Genomic DNA, 24,751 nt, shown 5'->3' with positions numbered 1-24,751 from the left:
TTTATTACTCTTTTTCAATTTTATTGAGGTTCTTAAAATGAAAGTTATTCTGTTAGGTGCACCAGGTGCAGGTAAAGGCACACAAGCTCAGTTTATTATGAACAAATTCGGTATTCCACAAATCTCAACAGGCGATATGTTCCGTGCTGCCATTAAAGAAGGAACAGAGTTAGGTAAACAAGCTAAAGCCTTAATGGATGAAGGTAAATTAGTACCAGATGAATTAACGGTTGCATTAGTAAAAGATCGTATTGCTCAGCCCGATTGTGCAAATGGTTTCTTATTAGACGGTTTCCCTCGTACAATTCCGCAAGCCGATGCATTAAAAGATTCAGGTGTAAAAATTGATTTAGTATTAGAATTTGATGTTGCAGATGAAGTGATTGTTGAGCGTATGAGCGGCCGCCGTGTTCATCAGCCTTCTGGCCGTACTTATCACGTCGTTTACAACCCACCAAAAGTGGAAGGCAAAGATGATGTTACCGGCGAAGATTTAATTATCCGCCCAGATGATAAGCCTGAAACCGTATTAGATCGTTTAGCGATTTATCATAAACAAACTAAGCCATTAATTGCTTACTACACGGCTGAAGCTGAAGCAGGTAATACACGTTATGAACGTTTAGATGGTACTAAACCTGTTGAAGAAGTAAGTGCGGAATTAGCGAAAATCTTAGCTTAATTTTTACTATTTAATTAAGAAGCAAGCGGTAAAATTTTTAACAAATTTTACTGCTTGTGTGTTTAGATTAGCTGTAATCTTTTGAAAGCATTAAAATATCATCATAAATAGGCGAAATAAACACTTCTGGATTTTCAATCGTTAGCACTTTTTCTTCCTCTTTATTTTCTGTATTATTTTCCACTTTATTCGCCTGCTCGACTTGTGTTGATGTTTCTGCGTTTATAATACCTTCATTTGTTTTCTCTGAAGGTTCTGTATCAGATTTCACGACCTCATTTGCATTTGCATTTGCATTTGCATTTGCATTTGCATTTGCAGTTTGAGTTTCAACCTCAACATTCTTTTCGACTTTATCAATAACCTGATCTGATGTATTTTGCTCTGCAGTAGAAATTTGCTGTGCTTCTGCCTCTTTCTGAGCTTTTAAAGCTTCCTCTTGCTCAATCGCAGCTTGTTGCTCTTCAAATAGTTGTTGCTCTACCGGCTTTTCAACCGATTGTGGATCTGGCTTATAAGATGGATCTAATAGTTGACGACTAATGTCCATTTTGGGGTGGAGCCAAATTGCAGCAATGGCATCACTAAACTCTTTAGTAAACTCATCTGAAACGACTCTATCATTTAAAATAAAATAGCCTCTATCTTCTAATGCAATATAATGTAACGTATCTTCAGGCTTAATGTCAGGAAATGTTCTTCTCAGATGATTAATAATCGTATCCGCTTCTTTAGAAGGAAGATTTATGCCTAGATTTTTCCACGCTCTTGCTAAAGAGACAGCAAAATCTCGCCCTTCCCACGGTTTTTTATATTGTAACGTGAGCATTAAAGGACGAACATTTTCACTATATTGCCCTGTTTCAGTAAAAAGCGTAATGTGGTAAATATTAAACGGCCCCCACGTATAATCAACATCACTTACCTTTACCCAATTTGCATTTGCCGTTCCCAAAAATAAAGAGAACAATATTAAAAAGACCGCTTTATAACGCATTATTCTTGTGTCCTTAAAAATAAAATTTTAGCTCGCTATTATAGCGTTAAACATCATTATCACACATTATATTTTTCGATATAAATTTTGTGATCAAGTTCAAAAAATTCAAAAGATTTAACTGCAAATACGCTTTAAAGTGCTAGTATTTAATTTATAAAAAGGTTTTTCAAACAACCAAATAGGAGTAAATATGTTTCCTGAATTTCGTGATTTAATCACACAATTAAAACAAGACGATGCTCATTTCGCTCGCTTGTTTGATAAGCATAATGAACTCGACCAACGCATTAAAAATATGGAGGCAAATATTGAGCTTGCTACTCACGAAGAAGTTGAGGCACTCAAAAAAGAAAAATTGCATTTAAAAGATCAACTATATGCCATACTAAAACAAAAATCCGCATAAGTTGGCTAAATTAATCAGATAAAGCAAAGTCCGGAATTTCCGGACTTTTTTATCACTATAATTTTTCTAAATTTGCCATTTTCGCAATTAACCACTTAATGCCGTTCCCCACAAAAGCAACTTGCAATCGAGTTGCTTCGCCCGAGCCTTCCACATTGATAATAGTTCCTTGCCCAAATTTAGCGTGATTGACTTTCTGCCCCATTTTCCAGCTACTATCATTTAAAATGGAAGCGGTCGTTTTTTGCGGTTGTTTTGCAAAATGGTTGCTTTGATTAAAACTCGCTGCTCGGTTAATCGAACCTCTTAATCGCACCTCACGGATATGCTCTTCCGGCAATTCGGCAATAAAACGAGAGGGAACGTGGCGTTCTTCTTTGCCATATAAACGACGTAGTTCCGCATAACTAATAGTCAGCTTTTTCTTCGCTCGAGTAATGCCCACATAGGCTAAACGTCGTTCTTCTTGTAATCTACCTTCATCAAAGCTCATTCCGCTTGGGAAAATACCTTCTTCTACCCCGACCATAAACACTCGAGGGAATTCTAAGCCTTTGGCTGAGTGAAGGGTCATTAACTCGACATAATCTTCGTGCTGTGAGGCTTGAGCTTCGCCAGCCTCCAACGATGCGTGAGTTAAAAAGGCGGTTAAGTCAGTTAAATCTTCTGCCTCATCAGGCTTGCTAAATTGTTTAGTGGCAGTAACAAGCTCTTCTAAGTTTTCGATCCGAACTTCGCCTTTCTCACCTTTTTCTTGCTTATACATTTCATATAAGCCCGATTTTTTAATCACAAAATCCGTTTGCTCCGCCAGCGACATTTGCTCGGTTTCTTGATCAAGTGCGTTAATCAATTCGACAAAACGTAATAATGCAGAAGCCGATCGCCCAGAAAGTTGTTCTTCTTGCACTGCCACTTGCACCGCTTGCCATAAAGTAATTTGGCGGTTTCGGGTAATTTGACGAATAATTTCAAGCGTGCGATCGCCAATGCCTCGAGTCGGTGTATTGATTACACGCTCAAAGGCGGCATCATCTTGGCGATTTGCAATTAAACGCAAATATGCCAAAGCATCTTTAATTTCTTGACGCTCAAAGAATCGCATTCCGCCATAAATGCGGTAAGGGATATTTGCCTGAATTAACGCTTCTTCAATCACACGAGATTGGCTGTTACTGCGATAAAGCACCGCACATTCAGATAAATCGCCCTCATCTTCTTTCCACTGCTTAATTTGCGAGGCGACAAAACGGGCTTCATCTAATTCATTAAAGGCACAATAAATTTCAACCGGATCGCCATCGCCACTGTCTGTCCATAAATTTTTGCCTAAACGGTTGTCATTATTGGCAATCAGCTCATTCGCACAGGTTAAAATATGCCCTGTCGAACGGTAATTTTGTTCCAAGCGAATGGTTTGAGCATTATCGTAATCACTCAAAAAGCGTTGAATATTTTCAACTTGAGCCCCTCGCCAACCGTAAATGGATTGGTCATCATCGCCAACAATCATTACTTTGCCGACATTGCCTGCCAATAAGCGGATTAAGTCGTATTGAATATTGTTGGTATCTTGGAATTCATCAATTAAGATTTGTTGAAAACGTTGCTGATAACGTTGCAAAATCGCCGGTTTACGCTTGAATAATTCATAAGCCCGAATCAGTAATTCTGCAAAATCAAGCAAACCTGCACGGTCGCACGCATCTTGGTAAATTTGGTAGATCTCGACTAATTTTTTTTCATTAGGATCGTTATGGTGCTCAATATCTTTTGCTCGTTTGCCTTTGTCTTTTTGAGCGTTGATATACCAAGCAACGTGCTTTGGTGGGAAGTGTTTTTCATCAATATTATGCAATTTCAGCAAGCGTTTAAGTAAACGTTGCTGATCTTCGCTATCCATAATTTGGAAATCTTGAGGAAGATCCGCATCTAAATAATGCGAACGAAGTAAACGGTTAGCAATGCTGTGGAAAGTACCCACCCACATTCCAAACAAGCGGTTATCGCTTGATTGCGAAAGGGTATGTTCAATACGATGACGCATTTCTGCCGCCGCTTTATTGGTAAAAGTAACGGCAAGAATATTGGATTCTGGCACATTTTCCACCCCAATCAGCCAAGCAATGCGGTGAGTTAAAACCCGGGTTTTACCCGAGCCAGCCCCAGCTAACACCAAATAGTTGCCGATTGGAGCCGCAACCGCCTCACGCTGATTATCATTTAAACCGTCTAATAATAATGAAAAATCCATAACACACCTTTTAATATGTTCTTTTATACAGCATTATAGACTATTTAGCGGTTTAAGAAAATGTTCTCCGTCAAAATAGGATCTTGGAATTGGAAGCATGCCGCTAATAATTTTTCCGGCACAATGGCTTGGTTATCTAGCAATAAACAAGCTCGTTCGCCCAGTATCAGTTTTAAGGCAAATGCGGGGGCAGCAAAAATGGCAGGGCGGTTTACGGCTGTAGCAAAAATTTGATTAAATTCAGCATTCGTCACCGGATTTGGTGCCACAAAATTAAAAGCCCCTGAACATTTTGCATTTTTGAGTAAAAAAATAACCGCTTGTATATGATCTCGTAAACTAATCCAGCCCCAATACTGCTTGCCGGAACCTAACTTCCCTGCTAAACCACATTGGTAAAGCGGTAACATTTTTTTCAAAGCACCACCTTTTGTGGATAACACTGTTCCTGTACGAATAAGACAAACTCTCGTTTGCTCACTTTTTGCTTGAAGGGCGGCTTCTTCCCATTTTTGGCACAGTGTTGAAGCAAAGTGATTCCCCTTACAAGCGGTCGATTCTGTATAAAATTTTGCAGAGGGTGGTAAATCGCCATAAATACCGATGGCTGAGCCCGAAAGGAAGGTATGGGGCGGATTCTCACTTTTATTGATTAACTCACTAAGTTGAGCCGTGATTTCTACCCGACTTTTTATCAGTTTTTCTTTTTGCTCATCCGTCCAACGCTTATCAAAAATAGGCTCGCCGGCTAAATTGATGACCGCATCAATATCATTAAAGTCGGTAAAATCTGCTAAGGAATAGCAATACTCGATCTGTGAATCATCACTTTTTAATTCTCGGTTTCGAGTAAGAAGAGTTAAGTGATGGTTTTCAGATTTTAAATGCTTTACTAATTCTGAACCAATAAAGCCTGTGCCACCTGTAATAAAAATTCTCATATGCTCTCCTTATCTAAACAAAAGGAGGGCAAGCCCTCCTCTCTTTAAAAACTATAATGATGTTTCAAACAACTCTGTAACCGTTTTGATTAAATGTTGAGTCGATACATTTTGAACGGGGGTAATGAAAATAGTATCATCACCTGCAATCGTTCCCAAAATTCCTTCCGATTTACCAATAGAATCAAGCAAACGAGCAATTAATTGTGCTGCCCCTGGGCTTGTTTTAACCACAATTAAAGCATCATTACAATCAATATCAACCACTAAATTTTTTAATGGGCTTGAAGTAGTTGGCACACTGAGCTCTGCTGGTAATTGATAAACCATTTCCATTTTGGTATTACGAATTCTAACTGCACCAAATTTTGATAACATACGTGAAACTTTAGATTGGTTGATATTCTCAAATCCCATCTCTTGTAATGCGGTTACAATCTCACTTTGTGAGCTAAATTTTTCTTCTTTTAGCAGTGATTTAAAGGCTTCTGATAATTTATCCACTCTAATTCTCTTATTCATTTATTTATAAAAAATATTCATAATTTTTGCTTATTTATGCAAAAAAAGCAATCAACTAATAAAAATTAAAACAAAAATTTGCTCTATGTCTCAAAAATAAGAATTCATATTTGAATCTAACCACAATTTCTCATACACTATATTCGTTTAAATTTCTATAACTTTTTAGGAGAATTTTTATGTATAAAAAAGTTGCACTTTTAGGGGCTGCAGGTGGTATTGGGCAATCTTTAGCATTATCGCTAAAACTACACTTACCAGAACATACTGAACTCTCTCTTTATGATATTGCACCTGTTACACCAGGTATTGCGGTGGATTTAAGCCACATTCCTACTCACGTTAAAGTAACTGGCTATGCGGGTGACGATCTAGCTCCTGCACTTGAAAATGCTGATTTAGTTATCATCTCTGCTGGTGTAGCTCGTAAACCAGGTATGACTCGTGCAGATCTATTCAATACAAATGCAAGCATTGTCTATAACTTAGTTGAAAAAGCTGCTCAAGTTTGCCCAAATGCGTGTATTGCTATTATCACTAACCCTGTTAATACTTTAATTCCTATTGCGGCAGAGGTGTTAAAAAAAGCAGGTGTTTACGATAAGCGTAAATTATTCGGTATTACAACATTAGATGTTGTTCGTGCAAAAACATTCGTTGCCGAAGCAAAAAATGAAAATGTGAAATATGTAAGTGTGCCTGTGATTGGTGGACATTCAGCTACAACGATTCTACCGCTACTTTCTCAAGCAACACTTAACGGCTTAAAACTAGAATTTAGCCAAGAAGAAATCGAACACTTAACTCACCGTATCCAAAATGCTGGTACGGAAGTTGTTGAAGCAAAAGCTGGCGGTGGTTCTGCAACGTTATCTATGGCAGAAGCTGGTGCTCGTTTCTCTATCGGTGTAGTACGTGCATTACTCGGAGAAGATATTATTCGCTACGCTTATGTTGATAGCAGTGATGACCCTCGTTACACTAAATTCTTTGCTTATCCAATCCGCTTCGGTTGCCACGGTGTAGAGGAAATTTTACCTATTGGCTCATTAAGCGAATATGAGCAGAAACAGTTAGAACAATTAATTCCTATTTTAAATGATGAAATTGAACTCGGTGAGAACTTCAAAATCAATAGTTAAATTTTAACTTAGTATTTAGCAATTTCTAATCTGCATCTAAATATCTTGTTAATAAGATTATGAAGGTGCAGATTTTTTTATTTCTTCATAAATTATTTTCTAAGCATCCGCTTAAGTAACCACCATATAAAAAATTAGGGCGTGTGAGTTTCAAATGAAACTATGACACGCCCTATATAGCTTAAGAATTAAATTATAATACGTTTACACAATTTAAATCTTCGAAAGATTGCTCTAAGCGTTTAGACATAGACTCTTCCATTTTACGTAACCAAACACGTGGGTCGTAGTATTTTTTATTTGGTGCATCAGGACCTGTCGGGTTACCTAACTGGCCTTGTAAGTATGCTTCGTTTGCTTTGTAGAATTGAAGAATACCGTCCCAAGCAGCCCATTGAGTATCTGTGTCGATGTTCATTTTGATTGCACCGTAGCCGATAGCTTCACGGATTTCTTCACGGCTTGAACCTGAACCGCCGTGGAATACGAAGTCTAATGATTTAGCCGGTAAGCCACGTTCTTTAGAAACGAATTCTTGAGAAGCACCTAAAATAGATGGTTTTAATTTTACATTACCCGGTTTGTAAACACCGTGTACGTTACCGAATGCCGCAGCGATTGTGAAGCGTTTGCTAATTGGGCTTAATTGGTCGTAAACATATAATACTTCTGAAGGTTGAGTGTAAAGTTTAGACTCATCAACATCTGTATTATCAACACCATCTTCTTCACCACCGGTTACACCGATTTCAATTTCAAGCGTCATACCTAATTTATCCATACGAGCTAAGTACTCGCGACAGATTTCCATATTTTCTTCGATTGGCTCTTCAGATAAGTCAATCATATGTGAAGAGAATAATGGGCGACCTGTTTCAGCAAAGTGTTTTTCGCCTGCTTCAAGTAAACCGTCAATCCAAGGTAATAAGTTTTTAGCCGCGTGGTCTGTATGAAGAATTACCGGCACACCATATTCAACCGCTAATTGATGAACGTGTTTAGCACCAGCAATGGCACCTAAAACATCTGGGCGAGCACCTGATGCTGGTTTGATACCTTTACCTGCATAGAATTGTGCACCACCGTTTGAGAATTGAACGATAACAGGTGATTTTACACGAGCTGCTGTTTCTAACACTGCATTTACAGAGTCTGAACCAACACAGTTTACCGCAGGAATTGCGAAGTTGTGTTCTTTAGCATAAGCGAAAACTTTTTGTACGTCGTCGCCTGTTACGACACCTGGTTTTACGATGTTTAATAATGACATTTTTTGCTTCCTATTATATGAAGTGTGAGTAACACACGGTGAAAAATAAATCATCAAGTCGGTAAGATTTGTAAATTTATTCTGAAATCCTACCGCTTGCAGGGCATTTTACACCTTATTAAAAATTAGCCCTTTGCTCTTTTTTCTAAGATCTCAACAGCAGGTAATACTTTACCTTCAACGAATTCTAAGAATGCACCGCCACCTGTTGAGATATAAGAAATTTTATCTTTGATGCCGAATAAATCAATCGCTGCTAATGTATCGCCACCGCCAGCAATAGAGAATGCACCATTTGCCGTTGCTTCTGCAATCGCATTAGAAATGACTTCTGTACCTTTGCGGAAGTTAGGGAATTCAAATACACCTACTGGACCATTCCAAAGAATTGTTTTTGAATTACGGATAATTTCAGCTAATTGTTCTGCTGATTTATCGCCAATATCGAAAATAGATTCATCTGCTTGCACTTCTGTTACTGCTTTTTCAGTTGCTGCTGCAGTTTCAGAGAACTCTAAACCAACACGTACATCAACCGGTACTGGGATATTAGTCGCTTGAGCTAAGCGTTTTGCTTCAGGGATTAAATCTTCTTCGTATAAAGATTTACCTACAGGATGACCTTCTGCTGCGATGAAAGTATTTGCGATACCGCCACCAACAATAATTTGGTCTGCGATTTTTGAAAGTGAGTCTAGAACAGTTAATTTAGTCGAAACTTTTGAACCACCAACAATCGCTAACATTGGGCGTTGTGGTTCTTTTAATGCTTTACCTAAAGCATCTAATTCTGCTGCTAATAATGGGCCTGCACAAGCAACTGGAGCATATTCTGCTACACCGTGTGTTGAAGCCTGAGCGCGGTGAGCAGTACCAAAGGCATCCATTACAAATACATCACATAATGCTGCGTATTTTTTACCTAATTCAGGGTCGTTTTTCTTTTCACCTTTGTTGATACGTACATTTTCAAGTACAACAACTTCGTTTTCATTAACTTCAACACCATCTAAGTAATCACGCACTAAACGTACAGGAACACCTAAATCTGAAGCATTTAAGTAATCTACAACAGGTTGTAATGAGTTAGCTTCTTCAAAAACACCTTCTGTCGGACGACCTAAGTGAGAAGTTACCATCACTTTAGCACCTTTTTGTAATGCTAATTTTAAAGTTGGGATAGTTGCCACAATACGAGCATCAGATGTTACTTTGCCATCTTTTACCGGTACGTTAAGGTCAGCACGAATAAATAGACGTTTACCCGCTAAATCAAGGTCAGCCATTTTAATAACAGACATAGTTTGTTCCTCTTTAATGAAAGTTTTAAAAGTGATAACGTTCGGATTATATCAGCTTATAACTAATTTTGGCTAACCTAGATCAAATAAATATGATTTTTTTCATAATTTTAAAAAATATAGTCTATTCACTAATTTAATTTTTCTACTCTTACAATAGCTTCTCTTTAGCCCGCAAGTAAAAAAGCTGTTTGAATTATTATCCAAACAGCTTTATTCCTATTTTTAAAGGCTAAAGAGAATTGAAGAAAATCACTAGAATAATAACTGGAATTACAAAACGAACATAATTAAACCAGATATTTGTGAACGTTTTTCCTGCACCTAACTCTTCTTTTGCTTCATCTTTTAATACAAAACCAACAAAAACTGCACTTCCCAATGCGGTTAAAATAAAGAGTATGTTTCCACTGATATAATCGAAAGCATCAAAGATACTTTTCCCCATAATTTGCACTTCTTTTAGGGCATTATGGCTTAATGCAGAAGGAATATTTCCAAGCACGAAAATTGTTGCCAATGTAATAAAAATAGCTTTTTTACGACTAATCTTCGCCTTTTCTTGCAATGAGGTAATAATTACTTCATAAATTGTCAGTGATGTTGTCAATGCAGCAACAACCAATAAGCTAAAGAAGATGATTGCAAATACTGTCCCCCCCCACATATTCGAGAATACAATCGGTAAGCTCTGGAATACTAAAGTCGGGCCTGAATTTGGGGCAACACCAAAACTAAAGAGAGAAGGAAAAATCATAAACCCAGCAAGCACTGCAATGAGTGTATTCATTACACCGGTAATAGCTGCTGTTTTGACTAAATTCTCACTTTTATCTAAGTAACTTGAAAGTGTAATCAACACCCCAAAGCCAAGACTTAACGCAAAGAAAACTTGTCCTAATACAAATACAAACAGTTTAGGTGTAATTTTTGAAAAATCCGGCATTAAATAAAATGCAATTCCGTCTGTAGCACCTGGTAAGGTCACATTACGAATAACCATTATAATTAGGAAAATAAATAAAATGGGCATTAAATATTTTACCGAACGCTCAATTCCATCTACGATTCCTTTTGCTAAAATAAAATAATTTACTAAGACAAAAAGAGCGGTATAACAAATAATTGCACTTGGATTATCAAAAATACTGGTTTGGAAAAATTGTGATGTCGTTTCTACCGTAATAGGTACGGAAAGATCTAGACCACCCGTGATTAAACTAGCAATATAGTTTAACACCCAACCACCTAGCACCATATAGTAAGCAAGAATCCCAAAGGCACCTAGTAACCCCATATAGCCCAAAATTTTCCAGCCTGTTGCGATTTTTTTACCATTCGCATTACCACCAAAAGCATCTATAACATTCACTCTCATTCGGCGACCTATTACATTTTCTACCAAAATCATTGGAATACCGATAACAATCATCGCTATACAAAATAAGAAAACGTAAGCACCACCGCCATTTTCTCCCACTAAATATGGAAAACGCCAAGTTGCACCAAAACCAACTGTTGCCCCTGCAACTGTCATAATATATGCCAAACGATTAGACCAAGATTGGCGTTCTTCTTTTTGATATGCCATTTAATACTCCAGTGGCTCAATAAAACTAAACTCGCATCATAACAAGCGGTTATATTTTTAGAAAAATTTGCAAATAATTAGATAAAAAGTGCGAATAGCTCGCTGACTTTAACTCGAGAATCTGATTTTTGCCCGATAGATCGTTGTACCTGAATACTTTGCAGTTTTGCGGATTGGTAGATTTGTCGAGTAAATTCTGTATCGTGGTTTGAGATCAATACCGGAATTCCTCTCTCTTTCATTTCTATTGCTAATTGAGCTAACCGCTCTTGCTGCAATAAACTAAATCCGCCACCGGCATACTGAGTAAAATTCGTCTCTTGCTTTAACGGTGCATAAGGCGGATCGCAATAGATCACATAATCATCTATATTTTGATTTTGCTTAATCTGCTCAAAGACTTGTTCAAAATCGGCACAAATAAACTGAGCTTTTTGGGCTTTTTGGGCAAAAAAACGGAGTTCTTTTTCAGGAAAGTAGTGGCTTTTATAACGTCCAAAAGGTACATTATAGCCATACTTTTTGTTATAACGACATAATCCATTATAACCAAAACGGTTTAGATAAAGAAAAATAACGGAACGACGAAAGCTATCTTTTGAACGATTAAATTCTGCACGACGAGCTTTATAAAAAGCTTCTGTATTTGCTTTAGGGTGTAGGAAAAGTTCTCTTGATTGCTCAATATATTGATCAATATCTGCTTTTACTACATTGAAAAGATTAATTAAATCAGGATTAACATCTGCCAGTAGATAATGTTCAAAATCAGTATTTAAAAAAACAGAACCAGCACCAACAAAAGGCTCAACTAAGCAAGCCTTTTGGGGTAAATGGGTTCGAATATCTGATATTAAGCGATACTTACCGCCAGCCCATTTTAAAAAGGCTCGATGTTTAGAATGATTCATTGATTTCGCTAAATTAACGTTGTGTAAAACGCTCTATTGAGGCTAATACTTGAGCTTCTGTAGCCTTCGCAGAAACATATGCCTGACCAAGCGATTTTAAAAGAATTAAACGTAATTGACCGCTTAATACTTTTTTATCACGCCACATATAAGGTAGATATTCTGCTGGCTCCATTCCATCTGGGGAAATAGTCGGTAAATTTGCTCGTGCTAATAACTTTTCTAAACGTCCTACATCTTCTGTGCTTAAATCGCCAAGAATATGTGAAAGTGCGGCAGCTTCAAGCATTCCAACTGATACTGCCTCACCGTGTAACCATACACCATATCCCATTCTTGCCTCAATAGCGTGTCCAAAAGTGTGGCCTAAATTTAATAATGCTCTATCACCTTTTTCTGTTTCATCACGGGCAACAACATCGGCTTTTAACTGGCAACAACGCTGAATACAATACTCAAGTTCCTCTTGGCTCAAGCTAACTAAATCATCAATATGGCTCTCTAACCATTCAAAAAAAGCTAAATCAAAAATAGCACCATATTTAATGACTTCCGCTAAGCCAGCACTCACCTCTCGTTTTGCTAATGTTTGCAAAGTATTGGTATCGACAATAACCGAAATAGGTTGATAAAAGGCTCCAATCATATTTTTACCAAGTGGGTGATTAACAGCAGTTTTTCCACCGACTGATGAATCTACTTGAGCAAGTAATGTTGTTGGAATCTGGATAAAACGAATACCTCGTTGATAAGAGGCTGCTGCATAACCTGCGACATCACCAATCACACCACCACCTAAAGCGATTAAGGTAGTGTCTCGATTATGATTCTTCTCTAGCAAAGCAGTAAAAATTAAATTTAGCGACTCTAAAGTTTTATACTTTTCGCCATCAGGAATTAAAACTGAATCCACTTGGCAACCAAGTTCAGTTAAGGTATCGGCTACCGTTGCAAGATAATGGGCGGCAACTGTTGGGTTTGAAACAATCATTACTTTATCACCCGATTTCAATGGGCTATAACTTGCAGGATCGGTTAGTAACCCAGCACCAATAATAATCGGATAACGACGCTCTTTTAATTCCACATTTACTTGCAACATATCTTAGCTCCTATTATTTTTTAAGCTATTGTAAGTTATCAATCATATCGATGATTTGGTTTGCCACCACTTTAGCACTTTGCTCATCTGTATGAATAGTAATATCAGCAATCTCTTCATAAAGCGGATTACGGATTTTTGCCAACTCTTCCAGAATTTTGCGAGGGTCTTCTGTTTTTAACAGAGGGCGTTTTTTATCACGTTGCGTACGCTCAAACTGTTTATCCACAGTGGTCTCTAAATAAATAACGATACCTCGAGCAGATAGCACATTACGATTATCTTTTGAAAGAACAGATCCACCACCTGTTGAAAGTACAATACCGTGATTTTGCGTCAATTCGTTAAGAATACGCTCCTCACGTTTACGGAATCCCTCTTCCCCTTCAACATCAAAGATCCAATCAATTTCAGCACCAGCTCTTTCTTCAATCACACTATCAGAATCAAGGAATTCCATTCCGAGTGTTTGTGCAAGCTGACGACCAATAGTGCTTTTTCCTGCCCCCATCGGCCCTACTAAAAAAATATTACGTTTTTCAGCCATTATTTCTTCTTCTTTTTAAATTTAATAAACATTTGATTTGTGAAATTAATAGAAAAAACGACCGCTTGCAGTAACAAGCGGTCTGGTTTTTTATGAAAATTGCAATAAAATACATTATTGATTAAAGAATATACAAATAATTCACAAATCGCCCAAAATAAAAATTTTTACTATTATCGCAAGAAATAGCCCTAATTTTCAACTTTTAAGCACATAATCATTGCAATAAATTCATTATTAGAACAACTCACCATCTTGAAGCACACCTGGAGGTGGAAGTCCTAAACGTGCAGGAGGTGTTGTTCTTTGTGGTGCTTTTTCAGTATAAGCCCGCTCAACTATATATTTTTTTGTCGGTTCCGTACCTTTAATAAAAAATTCCTTACGGCCATTACCTAAGAATCCTGAATTCGGATCAATATTTACCTCAATAATATTTTTAGGCAAAATTTCCTTTTCAACAGGTTTATCTGCCAATGCTACTTTCATATAGTTGATCCAAGCAGGCAGTGCCGTACTCGAACCTGATGAACCTCTTCTTAAGTTTCTCTTATTATCATCAAAACCCACATAAACAACGGTTGAAATATCAGCACCAAAACCAGCAAACCAAGTTGCTTTAGCATTATTGGTTGTCCCTGTTTTACCGCCAACATCGGCACGTTTAATTGTATTTAACATACGATAACTTGTGCCTCTCCAACCATATTCCGGCTCACCTGTTACCGCACTGGCTAATGCACTACGCATTAAAAATGCTAGCTCACCACTGATAACACGAGGAGCATAGCGTAATCCTTGTATATGATGAGAAGATTCCGCCATTAAACTAGGTGCATTTTTTTCACTGTTATTCGCTTGTAACTCTGGTGCTGTTTCAGAAATACCTTCGTTACCTTCTTCATCTGTATTTTGCTCAGCTAAAGAAACCGCCTCTGTATTTACCTGTGACTCATCGTGAATTTTCACTGATTCAAAATATTCCGGTTCAGGATATACAACCGGATGATCACAGATAGAACAAGCAATCACTGGGTTTGCTTGATAAAGCTCATAACCTTGAGCATCAATAATTCTATCAATAATATACGGTTCAATTAAATAACCACCATTATCGAATACTGCATAAGCTCGAGCCATTTCTAAAGGTGTAAAAGAAGCGGCTCCTAATGCAAGAGATTCTGTTGCCACATACTGATTGCGTTGAAAACCAAAACGCTGTAAATAGTCTGCAACGTAATCAATTCCCGCCATTTGTAACACACGAATGGCAACCATATTTTTCGATCTACCTAAACCTACACGAACTCGTAATGGCGGGCCATAAACTCCATCTGCATTTTTAGGTCGCCAGTCTTTTTGACCTCTCTTTTTAATCACAATTTGTGAATCACTAATTGTTGTTGAAAGGCTTAATCCTTTATTCATTGCGGCAGCATAAACAAACGGTTTAATGGCTGAGCCGACTTGCACTAAAGATTGTGTTGCTCGGTTAAAACGGCTTTGCTCAAAACTAAAGCCCCCCACAACGGCCTCAATAGCACCATTTTCACTGTTAATTGAGACTAATGCTGAATTAACTTCCGGAATTTGCCCTAAAGCCCAATCTTTATTTTTATTTTGGCGAACCCAAATTTGTTGTCCTTCTTTCAGCCCTTTATTAGCAAAAGAGGCATTAGCTCGTTTTAAAATATCACTTTCACCGTTTGCCAATAAAATGGTGTATTTTGCCTTATCTACTTGGGTAACAACTGCCGGTGTAAATGGTTCTGATTTTGGGAGTTTACTTAAATGCTCGATAATTTTTTCATTATCCCAAGCTGCCCCGCTAGACCATAATTCCTCAGCACCACGCCATCCACTACGGCGATCGTAATCAATTAAATTTTCACGTAAAGCATCTTGTGCTGCTTTTTGATCTGTAGAAATCACTGTGGCATAAACTTTTAAGCCTTTATTGTATGCAATATTTTCGCCATAACGTTTTACTATTTCTTGGCGAACCATTTCCGTTACATAATCTGCTCTAAACTCTAAAGACGCTCCATAATAGCTTGCAACAATAGCCTCAGCTTTGGCTTGCTCATACTCTTCTTTGCTAATATCGCCTGTTTCTAACATACGCCCTAATACTACGTTACGGCGATCTTCAGCCCTTTTTAAAGAATACAGAGGATTCATTGTTGAAGGAGCTTTTGGTAAGCCAGCAATAATTGCTATTTCAGATAAAGTTAAATCTTTTAGAGTCTTATTAAAGTAGGTTTTTGCAGCAGCAGCAACCCCGTGCGAACGATACCCCAAATAGATCTTATTTAAATAAAGCTCTAAAATTTCATCTTTCGTTAAAACTTGCTCAATTTCTAATGCCAAAATAGCTTCTTTCGCCTTACGCTCAAGGCTACGCTCTGGTGTTAAAAAGAAATTTTTAGCTAATTGCTGGGTAATGGTACTAGCACCTTGAGTATCTCCTTGGCTTGTTCTCCATATAGCACGGGCAATCCCTTTAGGATCAATCCCTTTATGCTCATAAAAACGAGAATCTTCTGTTGCCAAAATGGCTTTTATCAACATTGGGGGAACATCCGCTAATTTAACAGGAATACGACGCTCTTCCCCTACTTCTCCGATTAATTTACCGTCTAAAGTAAAAATCTGCATAGGTTGCTGTAGCTCAACAGTTTTTAATGTTGTTACATCTGGCAAATCAGATTTGATATGCATATACAGCAAACCACCAATTACTCCACCTAAAATCAGAAGTGAAAGTAAAGCACTAAATATTATTTTTGCGATCCGCATCGAAAAAATCTCTTTTGGTTAATGACGAACTATAAATTTAAAGCCAATATTAAAGCCTAAGTATAAGCGAAAAAACACCATTTGACGTAATTAATTACAAAAATTTACTTATAGATGATAATGAAACGTTTTAAAAAACAAGCTCTAGAAGCTGAAAAGATAATATTAGGCTTAAGTGAAGACAGCCTTACTTACTGTTTAGTCAAAAGAAAATCTGAAGAATTCACAGTATTTTGGCAAAAAAAGCCATATGACTTAGAGCAGTTAATATATCAAGCTATTGCTGAAGATTTAGCACTAGAAAATATATCCTTATTAACGCAGAAAGCTAAACAAGATATATGGCATAAACTCACCTTAATAAGAAGCGTCTCTTACGAATATATTTGGCGAAAAACCGTTTTTTTACCTATAGCCTTAGATAAGGTGCAACTTCATCAAAAAATTATACATATAGTAAAAAATGAGCAACCGCTTGATATTGAATTACTTAATATTGATTACCAAAAATCACCAAGCACCAATAGTAGCCTAGCTAAAGTCAGTATATATGCCTTACGGAAAAGTTATGCTGATAAATTATGCCAATATCCTTGTATATTAGATTGTGAGTTGTATTGCTATCTGCGAGCAATAATTCACTTTAAAAATTTGATACCACAGTCAATAAAGGAATTTCCCCATTTTTATTTTAAAAACAAAGTGATTCAATTTACTGATACAGAAATACATATTTCTCAAGATAGTTCAGAAAGCGTTGTCTATCTGCAAGATATTCCGACATCGGATCCCAGTATCAATTCTGAATCTAAAAAACAGCTTTACCTTCTTGCCCTTGGAGCGACCTTATGGAATGGAAAGGCATTGACCTAGCCGGTAGTAAACAAAGTAAATGGGTACTTACAAGCTACACAACAATCAAGCAATTTGGTCTTATATTACTTTTTATTGTTGGAATAAATTTAATATTTACTTTCTACTATTTGCAAAAAAAGCAAGAAATTTACCCGCTTGCTACACAATTAAATCAGTTAAAAGCTGAAAAATCAGCATTAATACAAAAAATTGCTGACTTAGACAATAATAAAAAAATCCTGCCTTTTATCAAAGGGCACGAAATTGAGCAATCGTTTGAACTTATTAAAAATTTCCCATTAAAAAATGGTGGTATTAATTCGATTCTGTTTTATTTAGATAATAATCTCTATTTAAAAATTACTGGAAAATTATCTTCGCAACAGGATTTTCAAATGTTAGAGCAATTTTTAAGAGAACAAGATTTATTTGAGCTAAAGGTTGATCAAATAAATTTGAATCATAACAACGAAACTCACCTTATCTTTACCGTTAAACACAAAGGGATAAAATGAACTTTATTAATAAAAAATTAAACAATTTATATATCTTGCCAAATAGCTATGGATTTAAGCTTCTATCTTATTTAAACAATACAAAAAGAATGATTTTTGCGACTATTTTTAGTTTGCTTATCGGTTATCAAACTATAACTATAGTTAATACTAGCTTACAGAAAAGAGAAATAATAACAGAAATAACAACTACAAAGCCCCAAGTTTCTCAATTAAAAATTAGCTATACCGAACAGATAAATAAAAATAAAGAGTTGATTAGCCAAGAACACAATATCACCTATATTAATGAAACCATACAAAAAATAATCCAGAAAAATGGTGTAAACATCAGCAAATTAGACTGGCACCTAGAACAAGATAGAAGCGTAGATCTAACAATTATTAATACTAGCAACGCTATATTCAATGTTATTTCTGATCTTAACAAACTTCCTTACTTAAAATTTAATACCTTGATATTAACTAAATCTGAACAAAGTAGGCAGTTAGAACTTAATGCAACATTAGTGCTTATTGAGCATAAGGAATAATATGTATAAATATTTTTTGTCTCTTTTATTACTAAGTTTTAATGTAATGGCAGATCCTTTTTTTGGGGAACAACAGGCTTTGGAAAATGAATATATCTTAGAAACAGACATTGCAAAAAACGCTGAAAATATACCCGCTTGTAAACCGTCAGAAAACGGTTTTTCCCTTAATTTAACGACTGAGTTTGAAAAGCTTAAACTTATCGGGCTAGTAAAAATCAATCATCAATTTAGAGCTTTATTTATTGATGACAAAAATCAGCTCTTTGATCTCAAAGAAAATGAGTTAATTAACGATCATCAAATTGAAATAAAGAATATTAATTTAAGATCTATTACTTATATTAACTGGAAACTAACAAATGATTGCAGTTCGCCTTATGAAGTAATATTAAAACTATAGGAATTTATATGATAAGAATATTAATTGGTTTATTTTTTATCTCATCAAGTGCATTTAGTAATACTATTTCTATTGCAGTAAAAAATGCACCTACTACTGAACTCTTAATTTATCTTGCCGAAGAAACAGAAAAAAATATTGTTTTAACTGAAGACATTGAAACTAGAACCACATTACGATTAGAAAATAAGTCTATTAATGAAATTTTAAAAACTATCACAAAAGTAAATAAACTCTCTCTTAATCAAGAAAAAGATATTGTGTATATTCATAAAGAGAATACTTCTAATAGTTCTGCTCCACCTTATTTGCAAAATAATAGGGAAATAGCACCGCTTGTATCAATACCCAAGCTTGTTACTAAAACCATCAAACTAAACTATGCAAAAGCTTCTGAAGTAATAGAGTCTTTAACAAAAGGAAACGGTAACTTTTTATCGGAAAATGGCTATCTTCATTTTGACGAAAGGAGTAATAGCCTCATAATCAAAGACAGCCATAAATCAATTCAAAACATTGAGCGATTAGTTAAACAATTAGATCATCCAATAGAACAAATTGCGATTGAAGCAAGAATTGTCACAATTAGCAGCGAACATTTACAAGAACTTGGTGTACGCTGGGGAATGTTTTCTTCTAGTGCAGATCATTATAAATTTGGTGGAAAGCTTGAAGGAAATGGATTAAATAATATTAATAATAATTTAAACGTAAATTTTCCCGTTTCTAATGGTGCTTCTGCGGTTTTACAAGTTGCCTCCATCAATAGCCGAGTACTTGATTTAGAATTAAGTGCCTTAGAGCAAGAAAATAGTGTTGAAATTATTGCTAGCCCTCGCTTACTTACCACTAACAAAAAAGCAGCAAGTATTAAGCAAGGCACGGAAATTCCTTATGTAATGTATAACACCAAATCAGAAGCCACTGATGTTGAATTTAAAGAGGCCGTTTTAGGTTTAGAAGTTATTCCCCATCTTTCGACAGAAAACCAAATTTTACTTGATTTAATTGTGACTCAAAACTCGCCTAATTCTCAATCAGGTAGTAGTGGATTAATTACGATTGATAAACAAGAACTGAATACACAAGTGTTTGCTAAACACGGTGAAACTATCGTATTAGGTGGAATTTTTCAGCATTTAACTCAAAAAGGAGAAAATCGTGTGCCTATTTTAGGCTCAATTCCTTTTATTAAACGATTATTTAGCCAAACGAGAGATAGAATTAGTAAGCGTGAATTAGTAATCTTTGTAACCCCCTATATTGTTGAAACAAAAAATAAACCAAAATTAAAATAATACAAATTAAAGCAAAAAAAGGGGAAATGTGATAGAATCAGCCGTCATTTTTTGGTGTTAGAAATTAAGAGGTTTTATGAAAGTTTCACCACGTCGCCGTGCAAGAGAATGTGCGGTACAAGCAATTTATTCTTGGTATATTTCTCAAAATACGGTTGAAGAAGTGGAATTAGCATTTATTGCAGATCAAGATATGAAAGGTGTTGATATGCCTTATTTCCGTAAATTATTCCGTGGCGTTGTCGATAATGTTGAACTTATTGACGAAATCTTACGCCCTTACTTAGATCGTAATGAATCTGATATTGATCCTATCGAGCGTTCAATTTTGCGTTTATCTGGATATGAACTTAAATTTGAACACGATGTGCCTTTCCGTGTTGTAATCAACGAAGGTATTGAAGTTGCAAAAGTTTTTGGCTCAGATGATAGCCATAAATATATCAATGGTATTCTAGATAAGTTAGCACCTGCGTTAGGTAAAAAATAACAATTTCCCCAATTTTGCTTCCAAAATTGGGGTTTTTGACAAAATAAGCTTAAGGATATTCTATGGGTGAATTTGATATTATTGAACGCTATTTTAACGCATCACAACGTCCTCCTCGCAAAGATGTGCTACTTGCGATTGGAGATGATTGTGCCGTAACTTCGTTAAAGCCAAATCAACAACTCGCTATCACAACTGATACTTTAGTTTCTGGCACTCATTTTCTACCAACAATTTCTCCTGCAGATCTAGCCTATAAAAGTGTGGCTGTGAATTTAAGTGATCTTGCATCAATGGGAGCAGAACCTGCTTGGGTCTCTCTAGCCCTAACTCTACCAGAAATAAATCACGACTGGCTTGCCGAATTTAGTGAACATTTCTTTGAAATTCTTGATCACTACAATATTGATTTAATTGGTGGCGATACTACTCGGGGACACCTCTCTCTAACACTCACTGCTCAAGGTATTGTTCCTCAGGATAAAGGACTATTTAGACATAATGCTAAAGTAGGGGATTGGATATATGTTTCTGGCACATTAGGCGATAGTGCCGCAGGCTTACAATTTTTATTAAGCAAAAGTACAGAAAATACGAATTGGAATAAAGAGCAAAGCTATTTGATTCAGCGTCATCTGCGTCCAACTCCTAGAGTTTTACTTGGTTTAAGTATTGCTGCTATTGCCAATGCGGCGATTGATATTTCTGATGGATTACTATCAGATCTTGCCCATATTTTAAAACGTAGCGAATGTGGTGCGGTTTTAAATCTTGAGGATATCCCTCTCTCTGAAGCCTTATTAAATTGCTATAGCCAATCAGAAGCTGAAAAATTTGCACTGACTGGCGGAGAAGATTATGAACTCTGTTTTACTGTACCAAACGATAATAAAAATAAACTAGAAAAAGCATTAGCAAATATTGGCGTACAATATACTTGCATCGGGCAAATTCGTTCTGCAAAAGAAGGATTAACTTTATTACGCCACAACGAACCTGTAACATTACCCTCATCAATAGGTTACGATCACTTTAAAAAATAACATTCAATGAAACAAATTAATCTGAAAAATCCTATCCATTTTTTTGCTTTTGGCTTTGGTTCAGGTTTACTAAAGCCTGCACCAGGTACTTGGGGAACCCTTGCTGGTTTAATTATTGCCATTATGCTTTGGTCTTTAACCCAATCCGTACTATTTTTTGTGCTGCTTACACTTATCTCATTTATTGCAGGCTGTTATATTTGCACTCAAACCAGTAAAGATCTCAACGTACACGACGATGGTAGAATTGTATGGGATGAAATTGTCGCTATTTTTCTAATGTTCTGTTACTTGCCTGAATATAATCTACTTAGTTACCTACTCACATTTATCAGCTTTAGAGTTTTCGATATTTTAAAACCCTATCCTATCCATTACTTTGATAAAAAATTGGAAAGTGGTTTAGGCATTATGTTTGACGATATTCTTGCTGCGATTTATGCATTAATTTCACTTCATATTTTGTACTGCTTCATTTAGGAATAATATGCTTACTATTTTATTTATTCATTTAGCAGGGCTTGCAAGCCCAGGCCCTGACTTTTTCTATGTTGTTAGACAATCAGCAAGCCATTCTATTAAAAGTGGTGTTTTAGCTGCGACCGGCATTGCTCTTGGTATTATTTTCTGGGCTGGATTTGCTATTTTTGGATTAGCTTGGCTAAGTAATAGTATGGGAGAACTTTTCCAATATAGCATTATGCTTATTGGTGGTTGCTATCTTGCTTATATCGGCTCGAAAATGGTAAGAGTAACCGAAAATGTTACTTTTAAAGATGGAAAAACGAATCTCACCCCATTACACAACTGGCAAGAAATCAAAAAAGGCTTACTAATTAATATTTTCAATGCCAAAGCAGGGGTTTATTTTACCAGTGTGGTTTCCGCCTACTTAGGTAACTTTACAAAAACAAGCCAAATGTTTGAGCTACTTTTTTTATTTGTTGCTACTACATTTCTTTATTTCTGTGCAGTTGCTTTACTCTTTTCTCGAAAACCTATTAGACAATTCTACGCAAAATACAGCCGCTATATTGACAATGTATCGGGCATTATCTTTATTATCTTTGGATTAATGCTAATTTACGAAGGTGTTACCCACCTTTTCTAGTTGCAAACAAGCGGTTTAATTTTAGAAAAAGTTTGCAAATATAGCTAGCACTACACAGTGTTATTTTATACAGTTTTCTGCTATGCTACTTCCAAATTTAACTATTAGGTATAAAGATGATCGGACTATTACACGGCAAAATTATTGAAAAACAACCACCTGAAATTTTACTTGATGTGCAAGGAGTTGGTTATGAACTACTCCTACCGATGACAAGCTTTTATAGCTTGCCACAAGTAGGCGATGAAACTACTATTTTCACTCATTTGGTAGTACGTGAAGATGCACACCTACTATTTGGTTTTGCCCAGAAACAAGATAGAACATTATTCCGTGAGCTTATAAAAACCAATGGTATTGGTCCTAAATTAGCACTTGCCATTTTATCTGCAATGTCTGTTTCTCAATTTGCTACAGCTATCGAAAATGAAGAGCTAGCAAAACTAACCAAGATTCCAGGTGTTGGCAAAAAAACTGCAGAACGCTTACTCGTTGAATTAAAAGGTAAATTTAAAGGTATTGCACAAAATGACTTCTTTATGGAAGTTTCACATACACAAATTATGGCAAATAACACTCCAGAACCTGCAACAGAAGCGTTAGATGCCTTAATTGCACTTGGCTACAAACCAGCCGATGCTGAAAAAATGATTAAGAAAGTGAATAAATCAGGTGCAACGAGTGAACAATTAATTCGTGAAGCATTAAAGAATTCTTTATAAGATAAATTATGATTGAAGCAGATAGAATAATTAGTGCCTCACCAAAGCGTGAGGAAGAAGTGATAGACCGTGCAATTCGTCCTAAGCTACTTGCCGATTATATTGGGCAAGCTTCAGTACGAAATCAAATGGAAATCTTCATTAAAGCAGCAAAATTAAGAGAAGAAGCATTAGATCATCTGTTAATTTTTGGCCCTCCTGGTTTAGGTAAAACCACCCTTGCAAATATTGTTGCTAATGAAATGGGAGTGAATATCCGAACCACTTCTGGCCCTGTTTTAGAAAAAGCGGGCGATTTAGCTGCAATGCTAACCAATCTTGAACCTTATGATGTTCTATTTATTGATGAAATTCACAGACTCTCTCCTGCTATTGAGGAGGTTCTATACCCAGCAATGGAAGATTATCAACTCGATATTATGATTGGAGAAGGCCCTGCTGCACGTTCTATTAAATTAGATTTACCACCCTTTACTTTAGTTGGTGCAACTACTCGAGCGGGCTCTTTAACCTCTCCACTAAGAGATCGATTTGGTATTGTGCAACGGTTAGAATTTTACTCCGTTGATGACTTAACCCTTATCGTAAAACGTAGTGCTGATTGTTTAAATCTGAATCTATCTGCTGACGCAGCTTATGAAGTAGCTCGTCGCTCACGAGGAACACCTCGAATCGCTAATCGCTTACTTCGTCGGGTACGAGATTATGCAGATGTACGTAATAATGGAGTAATTACTTCAGATATTGCCAAACAAGCTCTTACTATGCTTGATGTGGATTCTGAAGGCTTTGATTTTATGGATATAAAATTACTACAAGCTATTGTTGAACGCTTTGATGGCGGCCCTGTAGGCTTAGATAACCTCGCTGCTGCAATAGGGGAAGAACGAGATACAATCGAAGATGTGCTTGAACCTTACCTAATTCAGCAAGGTTTCTTACAAAGAACACCAAGAGGCAGAATTGCAACAACACGCACTTATACCCATTTAGGGATAACTAAAACAGCCTAATATCCAATTCAATTAAAATTGATAGAACGTAAAATAGATTAAAGCATATATAAAGCTTTAATCTATTTTTATAACCCATATCCAGAATTACATAAGATATAAGGGTAATTTATATCACTTATCCCTTCATAAGTTCAAAAATTAAGCTTTTTTAAACTAAAAAAACAAAACCCCAAGTATCTCTACTCGGGGTCCATTATTCAATCTGGCGATGTCCTACTCTCACATAGCGAAACACTACACTACCATCGGCGTTACTGCGTTTTACTTCTGAGTTCGGAATGGAGTCAGGTAGCACCA

Annotated in this window: 25 protein-coding genes and 1 rRNA gene; 14 read left to right on the top strand and 12 right to left on the bottom strand. The window is 36.3% G+C overall.

Features of this window, described 5'->3' with window-relative positions:
• Nucleotides 1-37: 37 nt before the first annotated feature.
• Nucleotides 38-682, top strand: a complete 645-nt coding sequence (gene adk / locus PTQ27_RS11430; RefSeq protein WP_273748224.1) for an adenylate kinase — start codon at nt 38-40, stop codon at nt 680-682.
• A 67-nt stretch (nt 683-749) separates the two neighbouring features.
• Here the strand turns inward: adk and PTQ27_RS11425 are convergent, their stop codons facing one another.
• On the bottom strand, nt 750-1,679 hold the full coding sequence (locus tag PTQ27_RS11425) for a dihydroorotate dehydrogenase (RefSeq protein WP_273771142.1): 930 nt from the start codon (nt 1,677-1,679) through the stop codon (nt 750-752).
• Nucleotides 1,680-1,872: 193 nt separating this feature from the next.
• On the opposite strand from PTQ27_RS11425, the gene PTQ27_RS11420 reads away from it, so the two are divergent.
• On the top strand, nt 1,873-2,088 hold the full coding sequence (locus PTQ27_RS11420; protein WP_273748226.1) for an HP1242/YdcH family protein: 216 nt from the start codon (nt 1,873-1,875) through the stop codon (nt 2,086-2,088).
• Between the two features lie 55 nt (nt 2,089-2,143).
• On the opposite strand, the gene uvrD is transcribed toward PTQ27_RS11420, so the two are convergent.
• The 3 genes from uvrD to argR are packed head-to-tail and all read right to left on the bottom strand — an operon-like array spanning nt 2,144 to nt 5,805.
• Entirely contained in the window at nt 2,144-4,342 is a 2,199-nt protein-coding gene (gene uvrD / locus PTQ27_RS11415) for a DNA helicase II (protein ID WP_273748227.1), read from the bottom strand.
• Between the two features lie 44 nt (nt 4,343-4,386).
• A complete protein-coding gene (locus PTQ27_RS11410; protein ID WP_273748228.1) occupies nt 4,387-5,283 on the bottom strand; it encodes a TIGR01777 family oxidoreductase in 897 nt (298 codons plus the stop codon).
• Between the two features lie 51 nt (nt 5,284-5,334).
• The gene (argR, locus tag PTQ27_RS11405) at nt 5,335-5,805 is read right to left on the bottom strand and encodes a transcriptional regulator ArgR (protein WP_273748229.1); all 471 of its coding nucleotides are present in this window, start codon (nt 5,803-5,805) and stop codon (nt 5,335-5,337) included.
• Nucleotides 5,806-5,984: 179 nt separating this feature from the next.
• On the opposite strand from argR, the gene mdh reads away from it, so the two are divergent.
• The gene (gene mdh, locus PTQ27_RS11400; protein WP_273748230.1) at nt 5,985-6,947 is read left to right on the top strand and encodes a malate dehydrogenase; all 963 of its coding nucleotides are present in this window, start codon (nt 5,985-5,987) and stop codon (nt 6,945-6,947) included.
• A 193-nt stretch (nt 6,948-7,140) separates the two neighbouring features.
• On the opposite strand, the gene fbaA is transcribed toward mdh, so the two are convergent.
• The 7 genes from fbaA to PTQ27_RS11365 all read right to left on the bottom strand — a co-directional run bounded on the left by fbaA (nt 7,141) and on the right by PTQ27_RS11365 (nt 16,468).
• Entirely contained in the window at nt 7,141-8,217 is a 1,077-nt protein-coding gene (fbaA, locus tag PTQ27_RS11395; protein WP_273748231.1) for a class II fructose-bisphosphate aldolase, read from the bottom strand.
• 125 nt (nt 8,218-8,342) lie between these two features.
• Nucleotides 8,343-9,518 (bottom strand): phosphoglycerate kinase, encoded by a 1,176-nt coding sequence (locus PTQ27_RS11390; RefSeq protein WP_273748232.1) that lies wholly within the window; start codon nt 9,516-9,518, stop codon nt 8,343-8,345.
• Nucleotides 9,519-9,750: 232 nt separating this feature from the next.
• Complete coding sequence (locus PTQ27_RS11385; protein WP_273748233.1) at nt 9,751-11,109, bottom strand: sodium-dependent transporter; 1,359 nt, start codon at nt 11,107-11,109, stop codon at nt 9,751-9,753.
• 77 nt (nt 11,110-11,186) lie between these two features.
• The gene (locus tag PTQ27_RS11380; protein WP_273748234.1) at nt 11,187-12,020 is read right to left on the bottom strand and encodes a Dam family site-specific DNA-(adenine-N6)-methyltransferase; all 834 of its coding nucleotides are present in this window, start codon (nt 12,018-12,020) and stop codon (nt 11,187-11,189) included.
• A 13-nt stretch (nt 12,021-12,033) separates the two neighbouring features.
• Nucleotides 12,034-13,122, bottom strand: a complete 1,089-nt coding sequence (aroB, locus tag PTQ27_RS11375; protein WP_273748235.1) for a 3-dehydroquinate synthase — start codon at nt 13,120-13,122, stop codon at nt 12,034-12,036.
• A 25-nt stretch (nt 13,123-13,147) separates the two neighbouring features.
• Nucleotides 13,148-13,669 carry a shikimate kinase AroK gene (aroK, locus tag PTQ27_RS11370; protein ID WP_273748236.1) on the bottom strand — a complete coding sequence of 174 codons (522 nt, stop codon included), beginning with the start codon at nt 13,667-13,669 and terminating at the stop codon, nt 13,148-13,150.
• Between the two features lie 237 nt (nt 13,670-13,906).
• Complete coding sequence (locus PTQ27_RS11365; protein ID WP_273748237.1) at nt 13,907-16,468, bottom strand: penicillin-binding protein 1A; 2,562 nt, start codon at nt 16,466-16,468, stop codon at nt 13,907-13,909.
• Nucleotides 16,469-16,588: 120 nt separating this feature from the next.
• Here PTQ27_RS11365 and PTQ27_RS11360 point away from each other — a divergent pair, with 120 nt between their 5' ends.
• The 11 genes from PTQ27_RS11360 (at nt 16,589) to ruvB (ending at nt 24,451) form a co-directional block, all read left to right on the top strand.
• Nucleotides 16,589-17,341 carry a competence protein ComA gene (locus PTQ27_RS11360; protein WP_273748238.1) on the top strand — a complete coding sequence of 251 codons (753 nt, stop codon included), beginning with the start codon at nt 16,589-16,591 and terminating at the stop codon, nt 17,339-17,341.
• Nucleotides 17,317-17,838: a hypothetical protein gene (locus tag PTQ27_RS11355; protein ID WP_273748239.1), complete on the top strand. Its 522-nt coding sequence runs from the start codon at nt 17,317-17,319 to the stop codon at nt 17,836-17,838. Before PTQ27_RS11360 ends, PTQ27_RS11355 begins: the two co-directional genes overlap by 25 nt.
• On the top strand, nt 17,835-18,371 hold the full coding sequence (locus PTQ27_RS11350; RefSeq protein ID WP_273748240.1) for a hypothetical protein: 537 nt from the start codon (nt 17,835-17,837) through the stop codon (nt 18,369-18,371). Before PTQ27_RS11355 ends, PTQ27_RS11350 begins: the two co-directional genes overlap by 4 nt.
• Nucleotide 18,372: 1 nt before the next feature.
• Nucleotides 18,373-18,774 carry a hypothetical protein gene (locus PTQ27_RS11345; RefSeq protein WP_273748241.1) on the top strand — a complete coding sequence of 134 codons (402 nt, stop codon included), beginning with the start codon at nt 18,373-18,375 and terminating at the stop codon, nt 18,772-18,774.
• Between the two features lie 8 nt (nt 18,775-18,782).
• A complete protein-coding gene (gene pilQ / locus PTQ27_RS11340; RefSeq protein WP_273748242.1) occupies nt 18,783-20,072 on the top strand; it encodes a type IV pilus secretin PilQ in 1,290 nt (429 codons plus the stop codon).
• Nucleotides 20,073-20,148: 76 nt separating this feature from the next.
• Nucleotides 20,149-20,562: a transcription antitermination factor NusB gene (nusB, locus tag PTQ27_RS11335; protein ID WP_273748243.1), complete on the top strand. Its 414-nt coding sequence runs from the start codon at nt 20,149-20,151 to the stop codon at nt 20,560-20,562.
• Between the two features lie 62 nt (nt 20,563-20,624).
• Complete coding sequence (gene thiL, locus PTQ27_RS11330) at nt 20,625-21,605, top strand: thiamine-phosphate kinase (RefSeq protein WP_273748244.1); 981 nt, start codon at nt 20,625-20,627, stop codon at nt 21,603-21,605.
• A gap of 6 nt (nt 21,606-21,611) precedes the next feature.
• Nucleotides 21,612-22,085, top strand: coding sequence for a phosphatidylglycerophosphatase A family protein (locus PTQ27_RS11325; RefSeq protein ID WP_273748245.1), 474 nt, complete (start codon nt 21,612-21,614; stop codon nt 22,083-22,085).
• Nucleotides 22,086-22,092: 7 nt separating this feature from the next.
• Entirely contained in the window at nt 22,093-22,716 is a 624-nt protein-coding gene (locus PTQ27_RS11320; RefSeq protein ID WP_273748246.1) for a LysE family transporter, read from the top strand.
• A gap of 116 nt (nt 22,717-22,832) precedes the next feature.
• Entirely contained in the window at nt 22,833-23,438 is a 606-nt protein-coding gene (gene ruvA / locus PTQ27_RS11315) for a Holliday junction branch migration protein RuvA (protein ID WP_273748247.1), read from the top strand.
• An 8-nt stretch (nt 23,439-23,446) separates the two neighbouring features.
• The gene (gene ruvB / locus PTQ27_RS11310) at nt 23,447-24,451 is read left to right on the top strand and encodes a Holliday junction branch migration DNA helicase RuvB (protein ID WP_273748248.1); all 1,005 of its coding nucleotides are present in this window, start codon (nt 23,447-23,449) and stop codon (nt 24,449-24,451) included.
• A 203-nt stretch (nt 24,452-24,654) separates the two neighbouring features.
• Here the strand turns inward: ruvB and rrf are convergent.
• A 5S ribosomal RNA gene (rrf, locus tag PTQ27_RS11575) occupies nt 24,655-24,751 on the bottom strand; the annotation flags it as partial.

It is taken from the genome of Mannheimia cairinae, assembly GCF_028649535.1.
Classification (GTDB): domain Bacteria; phylum Pseudomonadota; class Gammaproteobacteria; order Enterobacterales; family Pasteurellaceae; genus Mannheimia; species Mannheimia cairinae.
Note: the sequence above shows the minus strand (reverse complement) of the source record. Positions and strands in the feature narration are given on the sequence as shown.